Here is a 16,200-nt window from a genome sequence, read left to right as displayed (position 1 = left end):
ATTTCATATGAGTTGTACGCGAACCGGAACATAAGAGTCTGCTTTTTGGGAAGGAAAAAGGATTCTTAGTTTATGCCGATTCATGTTATATTTTATTATTTATAAAAAGACATTGTCAAGAGAGTCGATAAACGCATTAAAGTCAAGAGAATCAATCCAGATCGAAAATCTCCTCTTCTTCCCCCGCAGAATCCTCTTCCGCACGTAGAATCTGGATCACCTGGCGTACCATTTCACCGGAGAAACCTCTGCGCATCAGAAAGGCGCCCGTCTTGCGCCGCTTCTCATTTATATCTCCGCGGAGCAAATTCCATTTCTTCCGCCCAGTCTGCAGTGCGCCCTCCATTTCCTGCTCAGGGGTGATCTGATCGAGTGCTTCAGAGATCAGCGATTTATCAATCCCCTTCTCGCGGAGCTCCTGGCGGATCCACATTTTGCCCTTGCGCTGGTTCGTTATGCGCTGTTCCGCCCACTGCTTGGCATACAGGGGGTCATCCAGAAGCCGCTCCTCCTGCAGCCGCAGCAGAACTTCGGCAATAACAGTCTCCCCTATTTCCTTCTCCCGTAAACGGCGGGCCATTTCCTGTGCCGTTCTGGGCTTACGTTCCAGATATCTCAGACCTTCTACGTAGGCCCGCTGGCGTTCATCTGCAGCAACAATTTCCTCCAGATCCGCCTTCACAAACGAGCTTCCGGAAATCATCCGGTATTTAATCATGACATCTTCATGAACAGTCATGTTATAGGCACCGAAATGAATCAAATAACGGTAGTTCGACTTCTTCAGCCGCTCTACGCGCGTGATTATGAGCTCTTCATCTTCGGGAAAATCGGCCAGAATCTGTACATCCTGTTCATCCGGCTCAGAATCCAATTGTATCACCATAATTGTCATTCACCTCGTTAACATAGACATAATGCCGTTTAATTTACGAAAAAGCACCCTGCTCATTCATCACAGGGCGCCTTATATCTTATCTTCATTATTAAAATTAAATTGCTAAGGACCTGCAACTTACCTTATTCAATCTCAAGCAGCAATTTCTCTTCTTCCTCTTGTTCTGCAACCACATCAGCTTCTGTTGGTGCAGCTACCAGAGTAGATAAGTTACTTGCTTCGCGGATCTTATTCTCGATCAACAGGGCAATATCCTGATGTTCTTTCAGGAACTGCTTGGAGTTCTCACGACCTTGGCCAAGACGCTCACCTTCATAAGAATACCAGGCACCGCTCTTGTTAACGATATCCATCTCAGTACCGATATCCACAAGGCTTCCCTCTCTGGAAATCCCTTCGCCGTACATGATATCCACATCCGCTTGCTTAAACGGAGGCGCCACCTTGTTCTTCACGACTTTGATCTTGGTGCGGTTACCCACAACATCGTTCCCCATCTTAATGCTCTCTACCCGGCGTACGTCGAGACGAACGGAGGAGTAGAATTTCAGAGCGCGTCCACCCGGAGTGGTCTCAGGGTTACCGAACATAACTCCGATCTTCTCACGAAGCTGGTTAATGAAGATGGCAATCGTGTTGGATTTGTTAATGGCACCCGAAAGCTTACGCAAGGCCTGGGACATCAGACGTGCCTGCAAACCTACATGGGAATCTCCCATGTCGCCTTCGATTTCGGCCTTCGGTACCAATGCGGCAACGGAGTCCACAACGATGATGTCTACAGCCCCACTGCGAACGAGTGCTTCAGCAATTTCCAGTGCCTGTTCGCCCGTATCCGGCTGGGATAGCAGCAATTCATCAATGTTAACGCCAAGCGCATTCGCATACTTAGGGTCAAGGGCATGCTCCGCATCGATGAAAGCAGCTTGTCCGCCAAGCTTTTGTACTTCTGCGATAGCATGAAGTGCAACGGTCGTCTTACCGGATGATTCCGGTCCGTATACTTCAATAATGCGTCCTTTGGGAAGTCCGCCAATACCTAGTGCAATATCAAGTGCCAAAGATCCGCTAGGTACTACTTCCACTTTCATGTGAGTGGATTCTCCCAGTTTCATGATCGAACCTTTACCGAATTGTTTTTCTATTTGACGAAGCGCCATATCAAGCGCTGCACGACGATCTGACAATCAGACCACTTCCTTCACTGTTTATAGTATTATAATAACGTGTTTTGGAGGTCTTGCCAAGCTTTTTTTCGAACATACATTCGTTTTTTTTGTCTCCCGGGTTAATACTCCCTTTTATTGTAAGCCTCCTTCCGGATGATAGACACACAAGCTTAATCCTCAAAAGGTCTCACGCGGTGGATCATAGAGGTCACGCCAGCGGGGAATATAAACAAAGAACCGCAGCAGAGAATTTCTATGCCACGGTTCTTCCGTATGAACAAATTATATACCGGCCCGGTTGATTATTGCAAGGCCGATCCTTCAAGCGGGGTTGCCACTTTGCGTTCCTCCAGCCGGCGCCAGAGGCGGTACAGCAAAGCCTTGACTGTACGCAGGCGGATGTTCTCACGGGTTCCCTTGAGATTCAGCTCGTATACTTCCGTCTTCCGGCCGCGTTCGGCCAGTCCGACGAACACAAGCCCCACAGGCTTCCGTTCGGAATAGCCCGGCCCGGCTACACCGGTAACAGACAAGCCAAAGTCACAATCCCCGATCATCCGCACCTGCTCTGCCAGCACTTCGGCTACCTCACGGCTGACCGCTCCGGGTGCATCAGGACCCTCCAGCATAGCTGAAGGCACATTCAGCAGCTTCTTCTTCAAATCGTTCGAATAACAGACGATTCCCCCGGCGAACATGGATGCACTGCCCGGGATGTTCGTAATGCTCTCCATAAGCAGTCCGCCCGTGCAGCTCTCAGCAGCACTAAGCGTCAGGCCTGCATCCGCCATCCAGTCGACAATCAGCTGTTCCAGCGGCACATCAATATTGGCATACAGATTCTCTGGCAGAATTTCGGCAATCTTCTTCTCCAGCACATCAAGCTTAACCATAGCCTCACGCTCGGACGGGGCTTTGGTGGAAATACGCACTGTCACCTCGCCTTCCTTGGCGTAAGGAGCAATCGTAGGATCGCTCTGGCCGCGGATCAGGTCAATCAGCTTGTCCTCCAGCAGCGATTCGCCAATGCCTGCAAACTTAAGCATCTTGGAGTAGATCGGCATTTCGCTGGTCAGTGCATGCTGCTGCAGCCAAGGCTTGGCTTTATCTGTGAACATCGGCTTCATCTCCCGGGGAGGACCCGGCAGCACGATGTAATACTTGTTATCTTCTGCAAAAGCAATACCTACCGCAAGGCCGATTTCATTAGACAACGGTGTCGTCCCTTCAATCACCAGCGCCTGCTTGCGGTTATTCTCAGTCATGATAATCTTGCGGTCATCGAAGAAGCGCTGCACATGATCCATAGCAAGCTGGTCGATATGAAGCGTACGGCCAAGCGCCGCAGCCAGTGCATCTTTGGTCAGATCATCTTCTGTCGGTCCGATTCCACCGGTGAACAATATAATATCCGCACGGTTCTGTGCAATCTCAATCGCTTCCAGAAGACGGTTCTTGTTGTCACCGACTACGGTCTGAAAATATACATCAATCCCTAACGCAGCCAGCTCTATTGAAAGAAACTGGGCATTGCTGTTTACAATCTGTCCAAGCAAAAGTTCTGTTCCAACGGCAATAATTTCCGCTTTCATAGCTGGCGTTCTCCTCCTGATTGTAGAAATCATGCAAAAATCAAGCAGCTCGGCAAACTTCAGGCATTATGTAGCTGCAGCAAGTCCTTGTTCTTCACAAAATAATCAATCCCCGAATAGATGGTGATAATCGCTGCAGCCCAAATTGCAATATCATCCACCGGGATGCTGACGAACTGGAACGGGAAATTGTTGAGCAGAAGCAGCGATATTGCGACAATCTGAGTGACAGTCTTTATCTTGCCCCATTTGCTAGCGGCCACTACTTTGCCTTCAAGCAGTGCCACCTGGCGCAGGCCGGTCACGGCAAATTCGCGGCTGATGATGACAATGGCAATCCAGGAATCGCATCTTCCCAGCTCAACCAGTGAGATCAATACTGCAGAGACCAGCAGCTTGTCTGCAAGCGGGTCCAGCAGTTTGCCGAGATTGGTGACCATGTTATACTTTCTGGCTATGTACCCGTCTATTCCATCTGTACTGGCGGCAAGCAGGAAAATAACAGCTGCAATCAAATGATTAATTGAAAGCTGAAATGAGCCCCAATGTATCGGTTCCGGATAGAAGCTGAAATCCACCAGCAGAAAAAACATCATAATCGGGATAAGACAAATACGTGCAAGCGTGATGCGGTTGGGCAAATTCACTGAAGTTCCTCCCCTGATCCATACGAATCCGATATTCCACAATTTCCTTCAAAACTGCTTTAGCTAGTATATTATAGCCATAAATAAGTGTCAAAAAAACATAAAACACCCCGCAAAGTAAGATGCGTATACACTGCGGGGTACGTAAGCTTACTTTAAATTGTTAAACTGCAGATCGAGCGGCAAATCAGCTTTGCGCAGGAGCTGGATAATTTGCTGGAGATCATCGCGGCTTTTGCCGGTAACACGGATCTGATCACCCTGAATGGTGCTCTTCACCTTCAGCTTGGAGTCGCGGATCAAGATGTTAATCTTCTTCGCGTTCTCCTGATCAATTCCCTGCTTCAGGCCCAGACGCTGGCGTACAGTGCCCAGTGAGGCGGGTTCTACTTTGCCGAAATCCATATTTTTCAATGTAATTCCGCGCTTAACCATTTTCGACTGCAGGATATCGATAACCGCATTAAGCTTGTATTCATCCTCTGAAGCAATGATCAACGCATCTTTTTCCAGCTTTAGACTGCTTTTGCTGTTCTTGAAATCGAAGCGGTTATCAATTTCCTTCTCCGTCTGGTGAACCGCATTGGTCAATTCCTGCATATCCATTTTGGATACAATGTCGAATGAACTTTCCGAACTCATGATTCCACGTCCTTTGCTTACATTTAGTCTGTTCCTATTATATGAGAAAGGGACTCTTAAGTCTAATACTGGAAAGAAAAGCAGCGCCGGCATTACAAAATAACCCCACAATGTGGGGCCTTGGCTTCCAGAGATAGAACATATAAGAGACAGAGCGTATAACTATGTATTAAGGATTACATAATAAAAAACACGTCTCCCGAAGCAAACTCCGGGAGACGCTCAATCCAGGCATTATCTGCTACGTGCAGGAGCCCGGAACATATCCAGAATCCCGAGCACAATATGTGCCAGTCCGAAGCCCAGAATACCATAGCCCCAGGCACTCGGTGTCAGATAATATCCGAGGAGACTGACAATAATGCCAAGCCCTGTTACGATCCAGCTGACGGTCATGAGAGAATACACCTCACTTTGGAGTATGAACTGTAAATCATTCCTAGGTTCTCCAATCCGCCGAAACCTATACATTGGATTTGCTATTCGGTAGTGGTACTCTCACCGTCAGCAGTCGCATTATCTGCACCATCACTGCCGGAGACAGAAGTTCCGTCATCCAGCTCCAGTAGCAGCCGGGACGATGTTTTGCCATCGGTAATAACTTGTCCGTTCACTGAAATTGTGGTGGCCGGGGAATATCCGGATTTGATGTACATTCCTGCACTTCCGAGTGTAAAGCTCATATTATCGCCAGCCTTAGTGTTCCCGAAGCTTAGCTTCTCCCCCTTGGAGTTCTCGCCCTGGTAGACTTCAAGCCAGCTGACTCCCGTTGCGGCAATCTCTACCTGAACCGAGCTTCCCGCAGGTGCCGTAACCTTATAGATTGTCGTTTTGCCCGACTTGCGGTCCTCTGTAACCGTTATGGACTGCGTGGATGGAGTCGGGGATGGCACCGGAGTTGCAGTAGGTGCAACAGTCGCAGTTGCTCCAGTATCCGTAGTAGCTGTAGCTGCTGCACCGCCGCCGGCCGCTGTGGCCGAAGGCTGAACCTTCGCCGGGTCTTGCGTAGCGGTAGTCAAACTCCCCGAATCCGTTTTGTCCGCATCTTCTTTATTCATCGTTGAAGATGCATACAGATAAATGACCACTAGGATTAAGACTGGAAAGGTCCACATCAGCAAGGTAGGCAGCCACTTGGCATTCCGTTCCGTTTCAGGCTTGCGGCTCCGCTTCTGGATCACTGTCTCCATGGTGGTATCAACCGGAGCCGCAGGCACATTGCCGTGCTCCTCCATCAGTTCATCCGGGTTTACCCCGACTGCTTCAGCATAGGTTTTGATAAAGGCCCGGACATAGAAACTTCCCGGAAGCACTTTATAATCACCAGCTTCGATGGCTTCCAAATATTTTTTGCGGATCTTTGTTACTTCCTGGACATCATCAAGACTCATCCCTTTTTGCAGACGCGCCTCCTTCAAATGCCGGCCCAGTTCCGACATACCATCACCCCCTAAAAATATAGTATATATTAAAGATCATCACTGTAGCTTGTCGTAAACGACTCGTACAATATCTCTTCGTTCGGCATATTGCGCAGCTCGATAATGATATCGAAATCATCAAAGGTGTACTCGGATTCCCGCACAAAAATATCCGGATGTTCAATCACCTTGGTGCTCGGCATACTCATAACATTCTGCAGCAGGTTATAATGCTTCTCATTCGAACGTATGGTGCTGACAATTCCGTCAATGATGAACACATTATTCGGGTTCAGCTCATCATCCGCCAATTGGCTCCGTACCGTCTGCCGCAGCAGCGTGGACGAGACAAAGGTCCAGCGCTTCATGGCACATACACTTCCGGCAATAATAGATTCCGTCTTCCCTACACGCGGCATGCCTCGTAGACCTATAACCTGATTCCCTTCCCGCTTAAACAATTCCCCGAGGAAATCCACCAGCAGTCCGAGCTCATCTCGGGTGAAGCGGAAGGTCTTACGGTCATCCGAATCGCGGTCAATATATCGTCCATGACGGACGGCAAGCTTATCCACAAGGCGCGGAGAACGCAGTGCCGTAACCGTTATATTATCAACTTTTTTGAGCATCTCGCCCATCAGCATAATCTTCTCATCGTCACTTGTTTCCAGCAGCATCCCGCGGGTTTTGCCTTCAACACCGTTAATCGTCAGGATATTGACTTCCAGCATTCCCAGCATTGAAGCGATATCTCCAAGGAGACCGGGTCTGTTCTTATGTATCTTGTACTCCATATACCATTGTTTATATTCCACTTTTGCGCACCTCATAGATTCCTTTTCCCTGCATGTCACTTTCGCTACACGGGTCATGTTAATGATATATAAAAAAATTTTGAAAGGCAAGGACACTGTTGTAATAATTGCAGAAAAGCTCCCGCAAGGGGAGCTTCTTCCGCGTGCTTATGCGTTTTTCTTTGCCAGTTTGACCATGAGTCCAGCAATGGTATGCTTCTCATCATCCGTTCCGACATCCCAGAGCTCTTTGATGGCCCGGTTGGAATAGTTGCCCGGATCGACCTTCTTATCGAGGAATTCCCCGATTTCAAAAGCCAGCTTGGTGATGGTCTCGTCGCTCATCCCCATTTTTTCAGCCTGAATGACCCGGTCTCCCAAAAAGCTTTTCCAGGTATCAAAGTTCTTCACTACGGAATCTGTTGACATCTTAAATCCTCCTCAAGTTGTAATGATATTGAGATTTAAAAGCAACAGTTATAATATGTCTCAAGCCGGAAGTTCTTATGCTGGAGCATTTCTCCAGAACTCATGCTGCCTGGCCTTAAGTAATCCAGCCGCCGTTCGGACTGATGATCTGGCCGGTAATATAGCCCGATTCAGGCAGCGCAAGAAAATAAACCAGCGATGAAATATCTTCAGGAGATGCAAGCCTCCCCGCAGGGATCTCATCCTCCAGCATCTTTACCTCATCCGCCTGCAGATTGGCTAGCATGGCCGTGTGGACCGCTCCCGGTGCAACAGCATTCACTGTGACCTTGGAAGGTGCCAGCTCCTTCGCCAGCGCCTTGGTAAAGGCATTTACTCCGCCCTTGCTGGCCGAATACGCCACTTCACAGGAGGCGCCCGAAATCCCCCATACGGAAGATACATTAATAATCCGCCCGTAACGCTGGGAGACCATATAAGGCATAAAAATCTGGCTACACAAAAAGGTGCCCTTCAGATTCACCGCCATAATATCGTCCCACTCTTCCTCCGTTACATCGGCCAGCATGCCATAATGCGCCTTCCCGGCATTGTTGACAAGGATATCCGGCATCATGCCGCTGGCCTCAAGCCGCTCGGCCATACGCACAAGCTGGCTGCGGTCCTTCATGTCCGCAGCCACAGTCATCACCTTTGCCCCCAGCGCCATGCACCGCCGGGCAACATCATTCGCCGCTTCATGCGAATTCATATAATGAATCACAATGTTCATGCCTACCGAAGCAAATCGCTCGGCGATGGCTCCGCCGATTCCCCCGCTGCCTCCGGTAATAAGCACTGTCATTTCTCCAATCGCTTTGCTGTCCTCTCCCGGTAATGCCATTAAGGACTCACCACAAGCGATACGGCCAACTGCTCCCAGTCCACATGATTACGCAGCCGGTCATTCACTTCCTCCAGTGTGATCGATTCATAAAGGGGAAGCACTTCGAACAGATCTCCGCCGCGGAACTGGTAGCGGGTGAACTCATGGGCAATGCTCTCCGGCGAATTCAGCATACGCAGATAGCCGCCGATTTTCTTTTTGCGGGCACGCTCGAAATCCTTCTCGGCGAAGCCCGTCTCCTGGATATGTCCAATCTCTTCTTTGATCCGGTCAAGCAGCAGGCCCGGATCTTTGGTATCGCCACCGATTGCCGAGAACGCATACTGCGGGGAGCTGTTGAATTCATGGCCGAAGCTGTCCGAGATCAACTCCTCATCATAGAGCTTCTGATACAGCGCCGTACTGCTGCCGAGCAGCAGATCCAGCATCAGTCTGGTGGTCAGATCACGGCGAACTGCCGCCTCACCTGTGAGGCCATCTACCTTTTCCTTGAACCCGAACATCATTTTGGGAATGGAGACCGCGAGGCGGCTCTCCACATGCTTCGATGCCACCTCATGCGGCTCCTGCTCGAAGATACGGGTGATTTCACCCTGCTTCTCATAGTTTTTACCCTTTTGATTGTTGCGGATCAGTTCAATTACCTGCTCAGGATCGACACCGCCGACAATGAACAGCAGCATGTTACTGGGATGGTAGAAGGAGTTGTAACAGGTATACAACGTTTCTTTGGTAATGGTAGCGATCGACTCAATGGTTCCGGCAATGTCAATATGAACCGGATGTTTGGCATACATCGCTTCAATGAGCCCGAAATACACACGCCAGTCCGGGTTATCCGCATACATGTTAATCTCCTGGCCGATGATTCCTTTTTCCTTCTCCACATTCTCATCCGTGAAATAAGGACGCTGCACAAAATCAACGAGGGTACTGAGATTCTGCTCAATATTCTCCGTCGCTGAGAAAAGGTATACCGTCTGGTCAAAGCTGGTGAATGCATTCGCAGAAGCGCCGTTTGAAGCAAAGGTGGCAAAGATATCGCCTTCCGGCTCTTCGAACATTTTGTGCTCCAGGAAGTGAGCGATACCGTCAGGCACTGTGGTTTCTTCTCCGCCAGCTACCTTAAAGTGATTGTCTACCGAACCATATTTGGTCGCAAAGGTAGCGTAGGTTTTGAGAAAAGACGGCTTCGGCAGCACATACACCTGCAGACCGTTATCCATAACCTCATGATAGAGTGTTTCTTGAAGCCTTTCGTAATGAAGCTTTTCCACCGCTATTCCTCCTTCCCTGTCAGGAAATAAATCGTATCAAGCTGGAAGGTGTCTGCCGCTGCCTTCACTTCTTCCGCCCCGATGTGGTCAACCTGGTCCATCAGTTCCTGTGCAGAACGGTCTTTGCCTGATAACTGGCGGTTGAAATCAAACGAAATCATCTCAAATGCTGAATCTTGAATTTCGGACAAAAGGTTGCGGATCATCGCTTTGGTCTGGCTCAGCTCCAGATCACTGATATTCCCGGCCTTCAGCTCATCCAGCTGCTTGCGGATAATATCAACGGCCTTACCGTAATTCTGGGTTTCGATTCCCGATTGAATCGTCCCGATGCCCTTATGCCCGTCGTAGCGTGAGGAAGCATAATAGGCCAGGCTCTCTTTCTCGCGCACGTTGACGAACAGCTTCGAATGCGGATATCCGCCCAGAATGCCGTTGTACATGAGCGCAGAAGCGTATCTGTCATCCTTGTACGTGATTGAGGTGCGCAGACCCATATTCAGCTTGCCTTGATTGACATCCAGCTCCTCCTCCACCGTCCGCACTTCCGTAACCGTTACCGGGGTGAAGTCTGAGGTGTACGGCGCAGATTCGGAATGATGGGCACGTCCGAAATTGGCAATGATCAGCTTCTCTACTTCTTCCGGTGTAGTATCACCTACCACGTACAGATCAAGGGTCGCTCCATTCAGCCAGGAATTATAGGACTGGTACAGCGATTCAGGGGTGATGGTATCCAGATCGGCTCTTTGTCCGAGCGGATGCAGACGGTAGGGTTCAAGGCGGCACATTTCCTCAATGCAGCGTTCTGCCGCGTAACGGATTTTATCGTTCACAATCGCTTCCAGCTTCTTGCGGACGGTCTCGCGTTCAGTCGCCACATAAGATGCGCGGAAGCTTCCATCCTCTAGCAAAGGCCGGGTCAATACTTCTCCGAGAAAAGCAAAAGATTCTCCAAGCAGGCTCTCCTTGCTCTGAACGAAGGAGTCATTGATCGTGTCCATCCGGAATTGCACAATCTGATAATCGCCGCGTTTATAAATATCGAAGCCGAAACCGGCACCATAAAGCTCTTCAAGGCGTTCGCGGAACTGTGTGGTTTCAGGGTAGGAGGCTGTGCCCCGGCGGAGCACAAAAGGAACCAGCGCTGTAGAGGTGACGGTACTTTCGTCAAGCGGAACGCCGGCATAAAGTGAGATGGCGAACGTCTTGAACGCCTTGGTAGGCAGAACGTGTATGCGCATGCCTGCGGCACTGCCATGTTGAAATCCATTATTTGTCAAGTCCAAAACTCCTTTGCGGCGAGGGTAGATGCTATACAACAACTTTATGAAGTATTATCCATTCTAAACCATTCCAAAGTAAGGAAGCAACCGGAAGACAGCGTACCGGTTGCTCTCAGAAAAGATTTATACGGACGCTGTCATGCTGCCTTTAATGCCTTGGTGCAAAAACATTCCTACAGCTACATACAGAAAATATGCTCACCGATCGTCTTCACCTGCGGCCGGCTCCAGATCCACTTGGAGGTGGCCGTCTTGGGATTGAAATAATAGATGCAGCCACCGGAGGGGTCCCAGCCATTCAGCGCCTGTTGTACAGCTTTTCGCGCCTGTTCATTAGGCTCCAGATAAATTTGCCCGTCAGCAACAGCCGTGAAGGCCCCCGGTTGAAAAATCACCCCCGAAGGCGTATTGGGAAAGCTTGGTGATTTCACCCGGTTGAGAATGACCGCCGCTACGGCTACCTGTCCTTCAAACGGTTCCCCGCGTGATTCACCGTATACGGCATTAGCCATGATTTTCAGATCATTTTCGGATAGCCCCATCGTATTGCCGGAAGACAGCTCTGCTGTATTCGTTTTTGCTGTATCATTCTTTTTTGCCGCTGTGCCGGATGGTGTATCCTTTGTGGCGGTTGATGTCTTGGAGGCGGTAGGTTTCCAGGCTGTTGTTGCATTGTACAGTTTGAGCTTTGTTTTGGCACCAACGACTCCGTCGGACTTCAAGCCGAATTTCCACTGGAACCAGGTGACGGCATTTTTCGTTTTGGCCCCGAACTGGCTGTCAATAGCACCGGCATAATAGCCCAGATGCTTAAGTCTCCCCTGGAGCTCATACACATCCTGCCCGGAAGATCCAAGCTTCAGCGGCGTTGTTCCAAATGCGGGCAATGCTTCTTCCCCTTCGTCAGGAGTTTCCGTTATAACTGGCGCTGCAGCATACGATTGGGCGTAAGTCACGCCGCGATCTTCAAAGAATACGCCGGCAAACGGTGCGGCGGCCAAGCCAAGGGTTAGTACGGCCAAGATCCACTGCTTATGTTTTGTCATAGGGGTTCGCTCTACCTTTCTCTTGTAAGTTCTGCATGAATGGCTAAAGTTATTATGACGACTGACAAGACATCCTATGCATTACCGTAAGACTGGCAAGACCAAATCCATTGCAACTGAGAACAATTATCAACTATACTTGGGTTATGAACCAGCAGGAGTTGAGAAGAATCATGAATCTGAAGGACCACATTGTAATGTGGAACCACGCTTTAATAGAAGTTATTGATATCCGCAAGACCCTTTCACTTCGGGAGAACCTCCGTTGCTGTACCGCCTTCCAGCCAGTACATATAGTAAATGTAGATTAACCACAAATTTCCTAACTTAAAAAGATGACCCGTATTACTTCTACGGGTCATCTTTTTGGGGTTATGAACTGATTCTGTTATGCTGATACTGTTCGAGTGACATCAGCACCTCACGCGGCTTGCTGCCCTCGTAAGGCCCGATCACGCTTCTAGCCTCCATGGCATCGATTAAGCGTGCAGCACGGGTGTAACCGACCCGCATGCGCCGCTGAAGCAGCGACACCGAGGCTTGCTTGGCTTCAAGCACAATCTGGACAGCTTGTTCATATAATTCATCCTGCGGATCCTGATCTTCCGATAGGGTATCATCCACTTCAGGAACAAGGGATTCATCATAATTTGCTTCACCCTGGCTGCTTACATAATGCACAATCGTTTCGACCTCCTGATCACTCATGAAGGCCCCCTGAACACGGATCGGCTTGGAAGCCCCCATTGGCAGGAACAGCATATCCCCGCGTCCCAGCAGCTTCTCTGCACCCGGCATATCCAGAATGGTCCGTGAATCCACATTCGAGGATACTCCAAATGCAATCCGCGAAGGAATATTCGCCTTAATCAGTCCGGTAATGACGTCCACGGAAGGACGCTGTGTGGCGATGATCAGATGAATTCCCGCCGCCCGCGCCATCTGGGCAAGCCGGCAGATCGCATCCTCGACATCATTCGCCGCCACCATCATCAGATCGGCAAGCTCGTCCACAATTACTACAATGTAGGGCAATATCGCAGCCGGATTATCTTTCATTAATGTATTATAGCCTTCCATATTACGTGTGCCTGACTTGGAGAACAGCTCATAGCGCTTCTCCATCTCCACTACTATCTTCTTCAAAGCAAGACTGGCTCGCTTGGGATCGGTAACCACCGGTGCAAGCAGATGCGGAATGCCGTTATATACATTCAGCTCGACCATCTTGGGGTCAACCATGAGGAACTTCACTTCATTAGGCTTCGCCTTATACAGGATACTGGTGATAATGCCGTTAATGCAGACGGATTTACCGGAACCGGTAGCCCCCGCTACCAGCAGATGGGGCATCTTGGCCAGATTGCCTATAATCGTCTGGCCGGAGATATCCCGCCCGAACGCAATCGACAACCGTGACTCCGCCTCCTGAAAAATCTGCGTTTCCATCACTTCCCGCATGGTTACAATTGAGACCTCGGAGTTCGGTACTTCAATACCGATGGCGGACTTGCCCGGAATCGGCGCCTCCATCCGGATGTCCTTGGCTGCCAGCGCCAGCGCGATATCATCGGTAAGATTGACAATCCGGCTGACCTTGACGCCGATATCCGGCTGAATCTCATACCGGGTAACAGCCGGTCCACGGACCACCTCAAGCACCTTCGCCCTGACACCGAAGCTCTCAAGTGTAGCTTCCAGCTTACGGGCCGTCTGCATGTAGTCATTCTGGTCTCCAGCCTTAGCTCCGTTATTAGGCTTGGCCAAAAGCCGGAAGGATGGAAGCTTGTACGGCTTGGGAGGCGGAGGTGGCGGAATTGCCGGAACCACTTCACCATTCTCTGCCGTTCCCAGCAGCCCTTCCAGTTCTACAGGAAGTCCGTCCTCTGCAGCTTTATCCGCCGCTGCAGGATGTCCGGCAGCAGCAGGGAGAGCTTCATCGCCCACACCTGTAACAGCACCGCCGCGTGCAGCCGGCGAGAACTCGCTCCACTCCTCCCGGTCCTCCGCGTTCAGACCTTCCGAGCGGATGTGCTCGAAGAAGTCGCGGATGATAGGCGTAACCGGCTCCAGATCTTCTTCGGGGAATTCATCCTCGCAGAAATCCTCCGGCGGCATTCCCCTGCCTGCCGCAAGCCCTGATATTATCGGACCGTTCCGCGGTCCTGTCAGGATTACATCCGGCATTTCCCCGTCATCATATTCTTCCGTCCCGGGTTGCTGCTGATTACGGGCAGAGCCGCTGAACCAGCCGGCCACTCTTCCCAGCAGGTTCGGCTGTGCACGTCTAGGCAGCTGATTATTATTCTCTTCTTCATCGTCCTCGTAGTAGTCATCATCATCTGCCGGCTGTGGTGCAGCAGGTGTGCTGTTTCTTGCAGCCCTGGGCACTACCGGAACCGCTGCAGGGCGGTTGGCTGATCTGAGCTTAATTCCTTCCACCAGCTTAACCGCTCTTACCCGGAGCAGCGTAAACAGCTCCACATACGACAGATTGGTAATCAGCATGAAGCTGATCGCCAGCAGAACTATCATAAGCAGCTTCGCACCCAGATTGCCAAACAGCCACAGGAGAGCTGCATACTCCAGCGCTCCGATGTACCCTCCGCTGATGTCCTTGCCGAGCATGTACACACTGCTCTCACCAGCACCCGGAGACAGTGAACCTGAAAGGTCATTATGTATTTGGGCCAGCACATTGCCCGGATGCAGCATCCCGATCGGTCCCAGCTTCTGCTGCATAGCCGAAATCGTACTCATTAGGCACATGGACAGCAGCAGCAACAGCCCGCCGGTATACCGGCTGTTCCAGGTTGACGGCCATTTACGGTGAATCATGACCATCAGTCCATAGAAAATGCCGGCCAGCGGCAGCACAAAATAGAATCTGCCGAGTAAGTATCCCGCCATACTTGAAAGAGAGCGCCCTACAGCCGCTTCACCTGACAAAGCAATGACGGAGATGGTAATTAGCAGAATTCCATAGATTTCATATTTTAAAACGCTGCCCAGCAGCGCTTTTTTCTTTTTCTTTTTTCTTTTTTTAGCCACGCCAGCCACCCCCACAATATTATACCATATAATGGCGTGGCGTACCTATGTTCTCTTTTGTCAGAAAATGCATCTATAGGCAGTATGTTCGCATTTATTTGTCTAATTGAATGACCGATCCGGGGGACAGAGCTGCGTCCAGATACCTGTGGAGCGGACACTGAAGCAGCCTGACAATCCGCGCCTGACCGCCTTCAAGCGGTTCGACCTGCATCAGCATCCCCTGATAGCTGACCTCCTGCACCGGCAGCGCATAATGAAAAGCCCCCTCAAACACCTGCTCCATCGGCAGAATCGTATAAAAGGTCATTGCGGCAGCCCTCCCGGCGGCAGATGATCAGGCGAAAGCGAAACGTTTCCCGCAATCATTTGGTTCAAATGGGCCAGAGCGGCTCCTATACCGCCCACCTCATCCATAAGACCATATTTCACGGCATCCTGTCCGCCGACAGCGGTACCGATGTCACGGTTCAGCTCTCCGGTTTTGAACATCAGATCTTTAAATTGCGACTCAGTGATGCGAGAATGCGAAGTTACAAATTTAACCATCCGTTCCTGCATCCGTTCCATATATTCAAAGGTTTGCGGCACTCCGATCACAAGACCGTTCATCCGGATTGGATGGATCGTCATCGTTGCACTCTCAGCAATGATGGAGTAGCTGGAGGATACCGCGATCGGGACGCCAATGCTATGGCCGCCGCCGATTACCACAGTCACAGTTGGCTTGGATAAGGAGGCAATCATCTCGGCAATAGCCAGCCCGGCCTCCACATCCCCTCCGACGGTGTTCAGGATAATCAGCAGCCCTTTAATATTCTTATTCTGCTCGGCGGCAACCAGTTGGGGAATGATGTGTTCATATTTCGTAGTTTTATTATGCGGCGGCAATACGAAATGTCCTTCGATCTGGCCAATAATCGTCATGCAGAAAATATCCGGCTCCCCTGTAGGCACCGCCGTTTGCCCCAGCTCCTTCAGAACCCCCACCGGTCCGGGCAGCACAGGTTCACTGACCCCGGGTTTGATCTCTCCAGGCATAATCTCTTCGTTCTTGCCGCT

16 protein-coding genes are annotated in these 16,200 nt (G+C 50.4%); all 16 read right to left on the bottom strand.

From position 1 onward, the window contains the following. Positions 1-151: 151 nt before the first annotated feature. The gene (locus MKZ24_RS18955) at positions 152-886 is read right to left on the bottom strand and encodes a regulatory protein RecX (RefSeq protein WP_340785490.1); all 735 of its coding nucleotides are present in this window, start codon (positions 884-886) and stop codon (positions 152-154) included. Positions 887-1,020: 134 nt separating this feature from the next. Then, positions 1,021-2,085, bottom strand: coding sequence for a recombinase RecA (recA, locus tag MKZ24_RS18950; protein WP_042138075.1), 1,065 nt, complete (start codon positions 2,083-2,085; stop codon positions 1,021-1,023). A 284-nt stretch (positions 2,086-2,369) separates the two neighbouring features. Beyond that, positions 2,370-3,659, bottom strand: coding sequence for a competence/damage-inducible protein A (locus MKZ24_RS18945; RefSeq protein ID WP_042237073.1), 1,290 nt, complete (start codon positions 3,657-3,659; stop codon positions 2,370-2,372). A gap of 59 nt (positions 3,660-3,718) precedes the next feature. After that, positions 3,719-4,306 carry a CDP-diacylglycerol--glycerol-3-phosphate 3-phosphatidyltransferase gene (gene pgsA / locus MKZ24_RS18940; protein WP_039294770.1) on the bottom strand — a complete coding sequence of 196 codons (588 nt, stop codon included), beginning with the start codon at positions 4,304-4,306 and terminating at the stop codon, positions 3,719-3,721. A 150-nt stretch (positions 4,307-4,456) separates the two neighbouring features. Continuing rightward, positions 4,457-4,948, bottom strand: coding sequence for a YajQ family cyclic di-GMP-binding protein (locus MKZ24_RS18935; RefSeq protein WP_042138080.1), 492 nt, complete (start codon positions 4,946-4,948; stop codon positions 4,457-4,459). 234 nt (positions 4,949-5,182) lie between these two features. Beyond that, positions 5,183-5,344 carry a hypothetical protein gene (locus tag MKZ24_RS18930; RefSeq protein ID WP_167347618.1) on the bottom strand — a complete coding sequence of 54 codons (162 nt, stop codon included), beginning with the start codon at positions 5,342-5,344 and terminating at the stop codon, positions 5,183-5,185. An 83-nt stretch (positions 5,345-5,427) separates the two neighbouring features. Continuing rightward, a complete protein-coding gene (locus MKZ24_RS18925) occupies positions 5,428-6,387 on the bottom strand; it encodes a RodZ domain-containing protein (protein ID WP_340785477.1) in 960 nt (319 codons plus the stop codon). A 29-nt stretch (positions 6,388-6,416) separates the two neighbouring features. Further along, complete coding sequence (locus tag MKZ24_RS18920; protein WP_039294778.1) at positions 6,417-7,184, bottom strand: DUF3388 domain-containing protein; 768 nt, start codon at positions 7,182-7,184, stop codon at positions 6,417-6,419. Positions 7,185-7,331: 147 nt separating this feature from the next. Then, on the bottom strand, positions 7,332-7,592 hold the full coding sequence (locus tag MKZ24_RS18915; protein ID WP_036692667.1) for a DUF3243 domain-containing protein: 261 nt from the start codon (positions 7,590-7,592) through the stop codon (positions 7,332-7,334). Positions 7,593-7,707: 115 nt separating this feature from the next. Continuing rightward, a complete protein-coding gene (gene ymfI / locus MKZ24_RS18910) occupies positions 7,708-8,475 on the bottom strand; it encodes an elongation factor P 5-aminopentanone reductase (RefSeq protein ID WP_340785474.1) in 768 nt (255 codons plus the stop codon). Beyond that, entirely contained in the window at positions 8,475-9,755 is a 1,281-nt protein-coding gene (yfmH, locus tag MKZ24_RS18905; protein ID WP_042237079.1) for an EF-P 5-aminopentanol modification-associated protein YfmH, read from the bottom strand. The genes ymfI and yfmH overlap by 1 nt, the downstream gene beginning before the upstream one ends. 2 nt (positions 9,756-9,757) lie before the next feature. After that, on the bottom strand, positions 9,758-11,038 hold the full coding sequence (gene yfmF / locus MKZ24_RS18900; RefSeq protein WP_340785471.1) for an EF-P 5-aminopentanol modification-associated protein YfmF: 1,281 nt from the start codon (positions 11,036-11,038) through the stop codon (positions 9,758-9,760). 182 nt (positions 11,039-11,220) lie between these two features. Further along, complete coding sequence (gene sleB, locus MKZ24_RS18895; RefSeq protein ID WP_081956571.1) at positions 11,221-12,087, bottom strand: spore cortex-lytic enzyme; 867 nt, start codon at positions 12,085-12,087, stop codon at positions 11,221-11,223. 372 nt (positions 12,088-12,459) lie between these two features. Continuing rightward, positions 12,460-15,138 (bottom strand): FtsK/SpoIIIE family DNA translocase, encoded by a 2,679-nt coding sequence (locus tag MKZ24_RS18890; protein WP_340785468.1) that lies wholly within the window; start codon positions 15,136-15,138, stop codon positions 12,460-12,462. 94 nt (positions 15,139-15,232) lie between these two features. Continuing rightward, entirely contained in the window at positions 15,233-15,448 is a 216-nt protein-coding gene (locus tag MKZ24_RS18885; RefSeq protein ID WP_042237086.1) for a YlzJ-like family protein, read from the bottom strand. Then, a complete protein-coding gene (locus MKZ24_RS18880) occupies positions 15,445-16,179 on the bottom strand; it encodes a ClpP family protease (protein ID WP_231637907.1) in 735 nt (244 codons plus the stop codon). Before MKZ24_RS18880 ends, MKZ24_RS18885 begins: the two co-directional genes overlap by 4 nt. Between the last annotated feature and the right edge of the window lie 21 nt (positions 16,180-16,200).

This window comes from Paenibacillus sp. FSL R7-0297 (assembly GCF_038009025.1).
In the GTDB taxonomy this organism is placed as follows: Bacteria; Bacillota; Bacilli; order Paenibacillales; family Paenibacillaceae; genus Paenibacillus_AQ.
This window is presented reverse-complemented; position numbering and strand designations above follow the sequence as displayed.

What these genes read in the sequence shown, in the direction of transcription:
- MKZ24_RS18880 (WP_231637907.1), bottom strand. Translation starts at nt 16,179, where the DNA reads ATGCCTGGAGAGATCAAACCCGGGGTCAGTGAACCTGTGCTGCCCGGA.
- MKZ24_RS18935 (WP_042138080.1), bottom strand. Translation starts at nt 4,948, where the DNA reads ATGAGTTCGGAAAGTTCATTCGACATTGTATCCAAAATGGATATGCAG.
- MKZ24_RS18930 (WP_167347618.1), bottom strand. Translation starts at nt 5,344, where the DNA reads ATGACCGTCAGCTGGATCGTAACAGGGCTTGGCATTATTGTCAGTCTC.
- MKZ24_RS18925 (WP_340785477.1), bottom strand. Translation starts at nt 6,387, where the DNA reads ATGTCGGAACTGGGCCGGCATTTGAAGGAGGCGCGTCTGCAAAAAGGG.
- ymfI (WP_340785474.1), bottom strand. Translation starts at nt 8,475, where the DNA reads ATGGCATTACCGGGAGAGGACAGCAAAGCGATTGGAGAAATGACAGTG.
- MKZ24_RS18955 (WP_340785490.1), bottom strand. Translation starts at nt 886, where the DNA reads ATGGTGATACAATTGGATTCTGAGCCGGATGAACAGGATGTACAGATT.
- sleB (WP_081956571.1), bottom strand. Translation starts at nt 12,087, where the DNA reads ATGACAAAACATAAGCAGTGGATCTTGGCCGTACTAACCCTTGGCTTG.
- MKZ24_RS18885 (WP_042237086.1), bottom strand. Translation starts at nt 15,448, where the DNA reads ATGACCTTTTATACGATTCTGCCGATGGAGCAGGTGTTTGAGGGGGCT.
- MKZ24_RS18945 (WP_042237073.1), bottom strand. Translation starts at nt 3,659, where the DNA reads ATGAAAGCGGAAATTATTGCCGTTGGAACAGAACTTTTGCTTGGACAG.
- MKZ24_RS18915 (WP_036692667.1), bottom strand. Translation starts at nt 7,592, where the DNA reads ATGTCAACAGATTCCGTAGTGAAGAACTTTGATACCTGGAAAAGCTTT.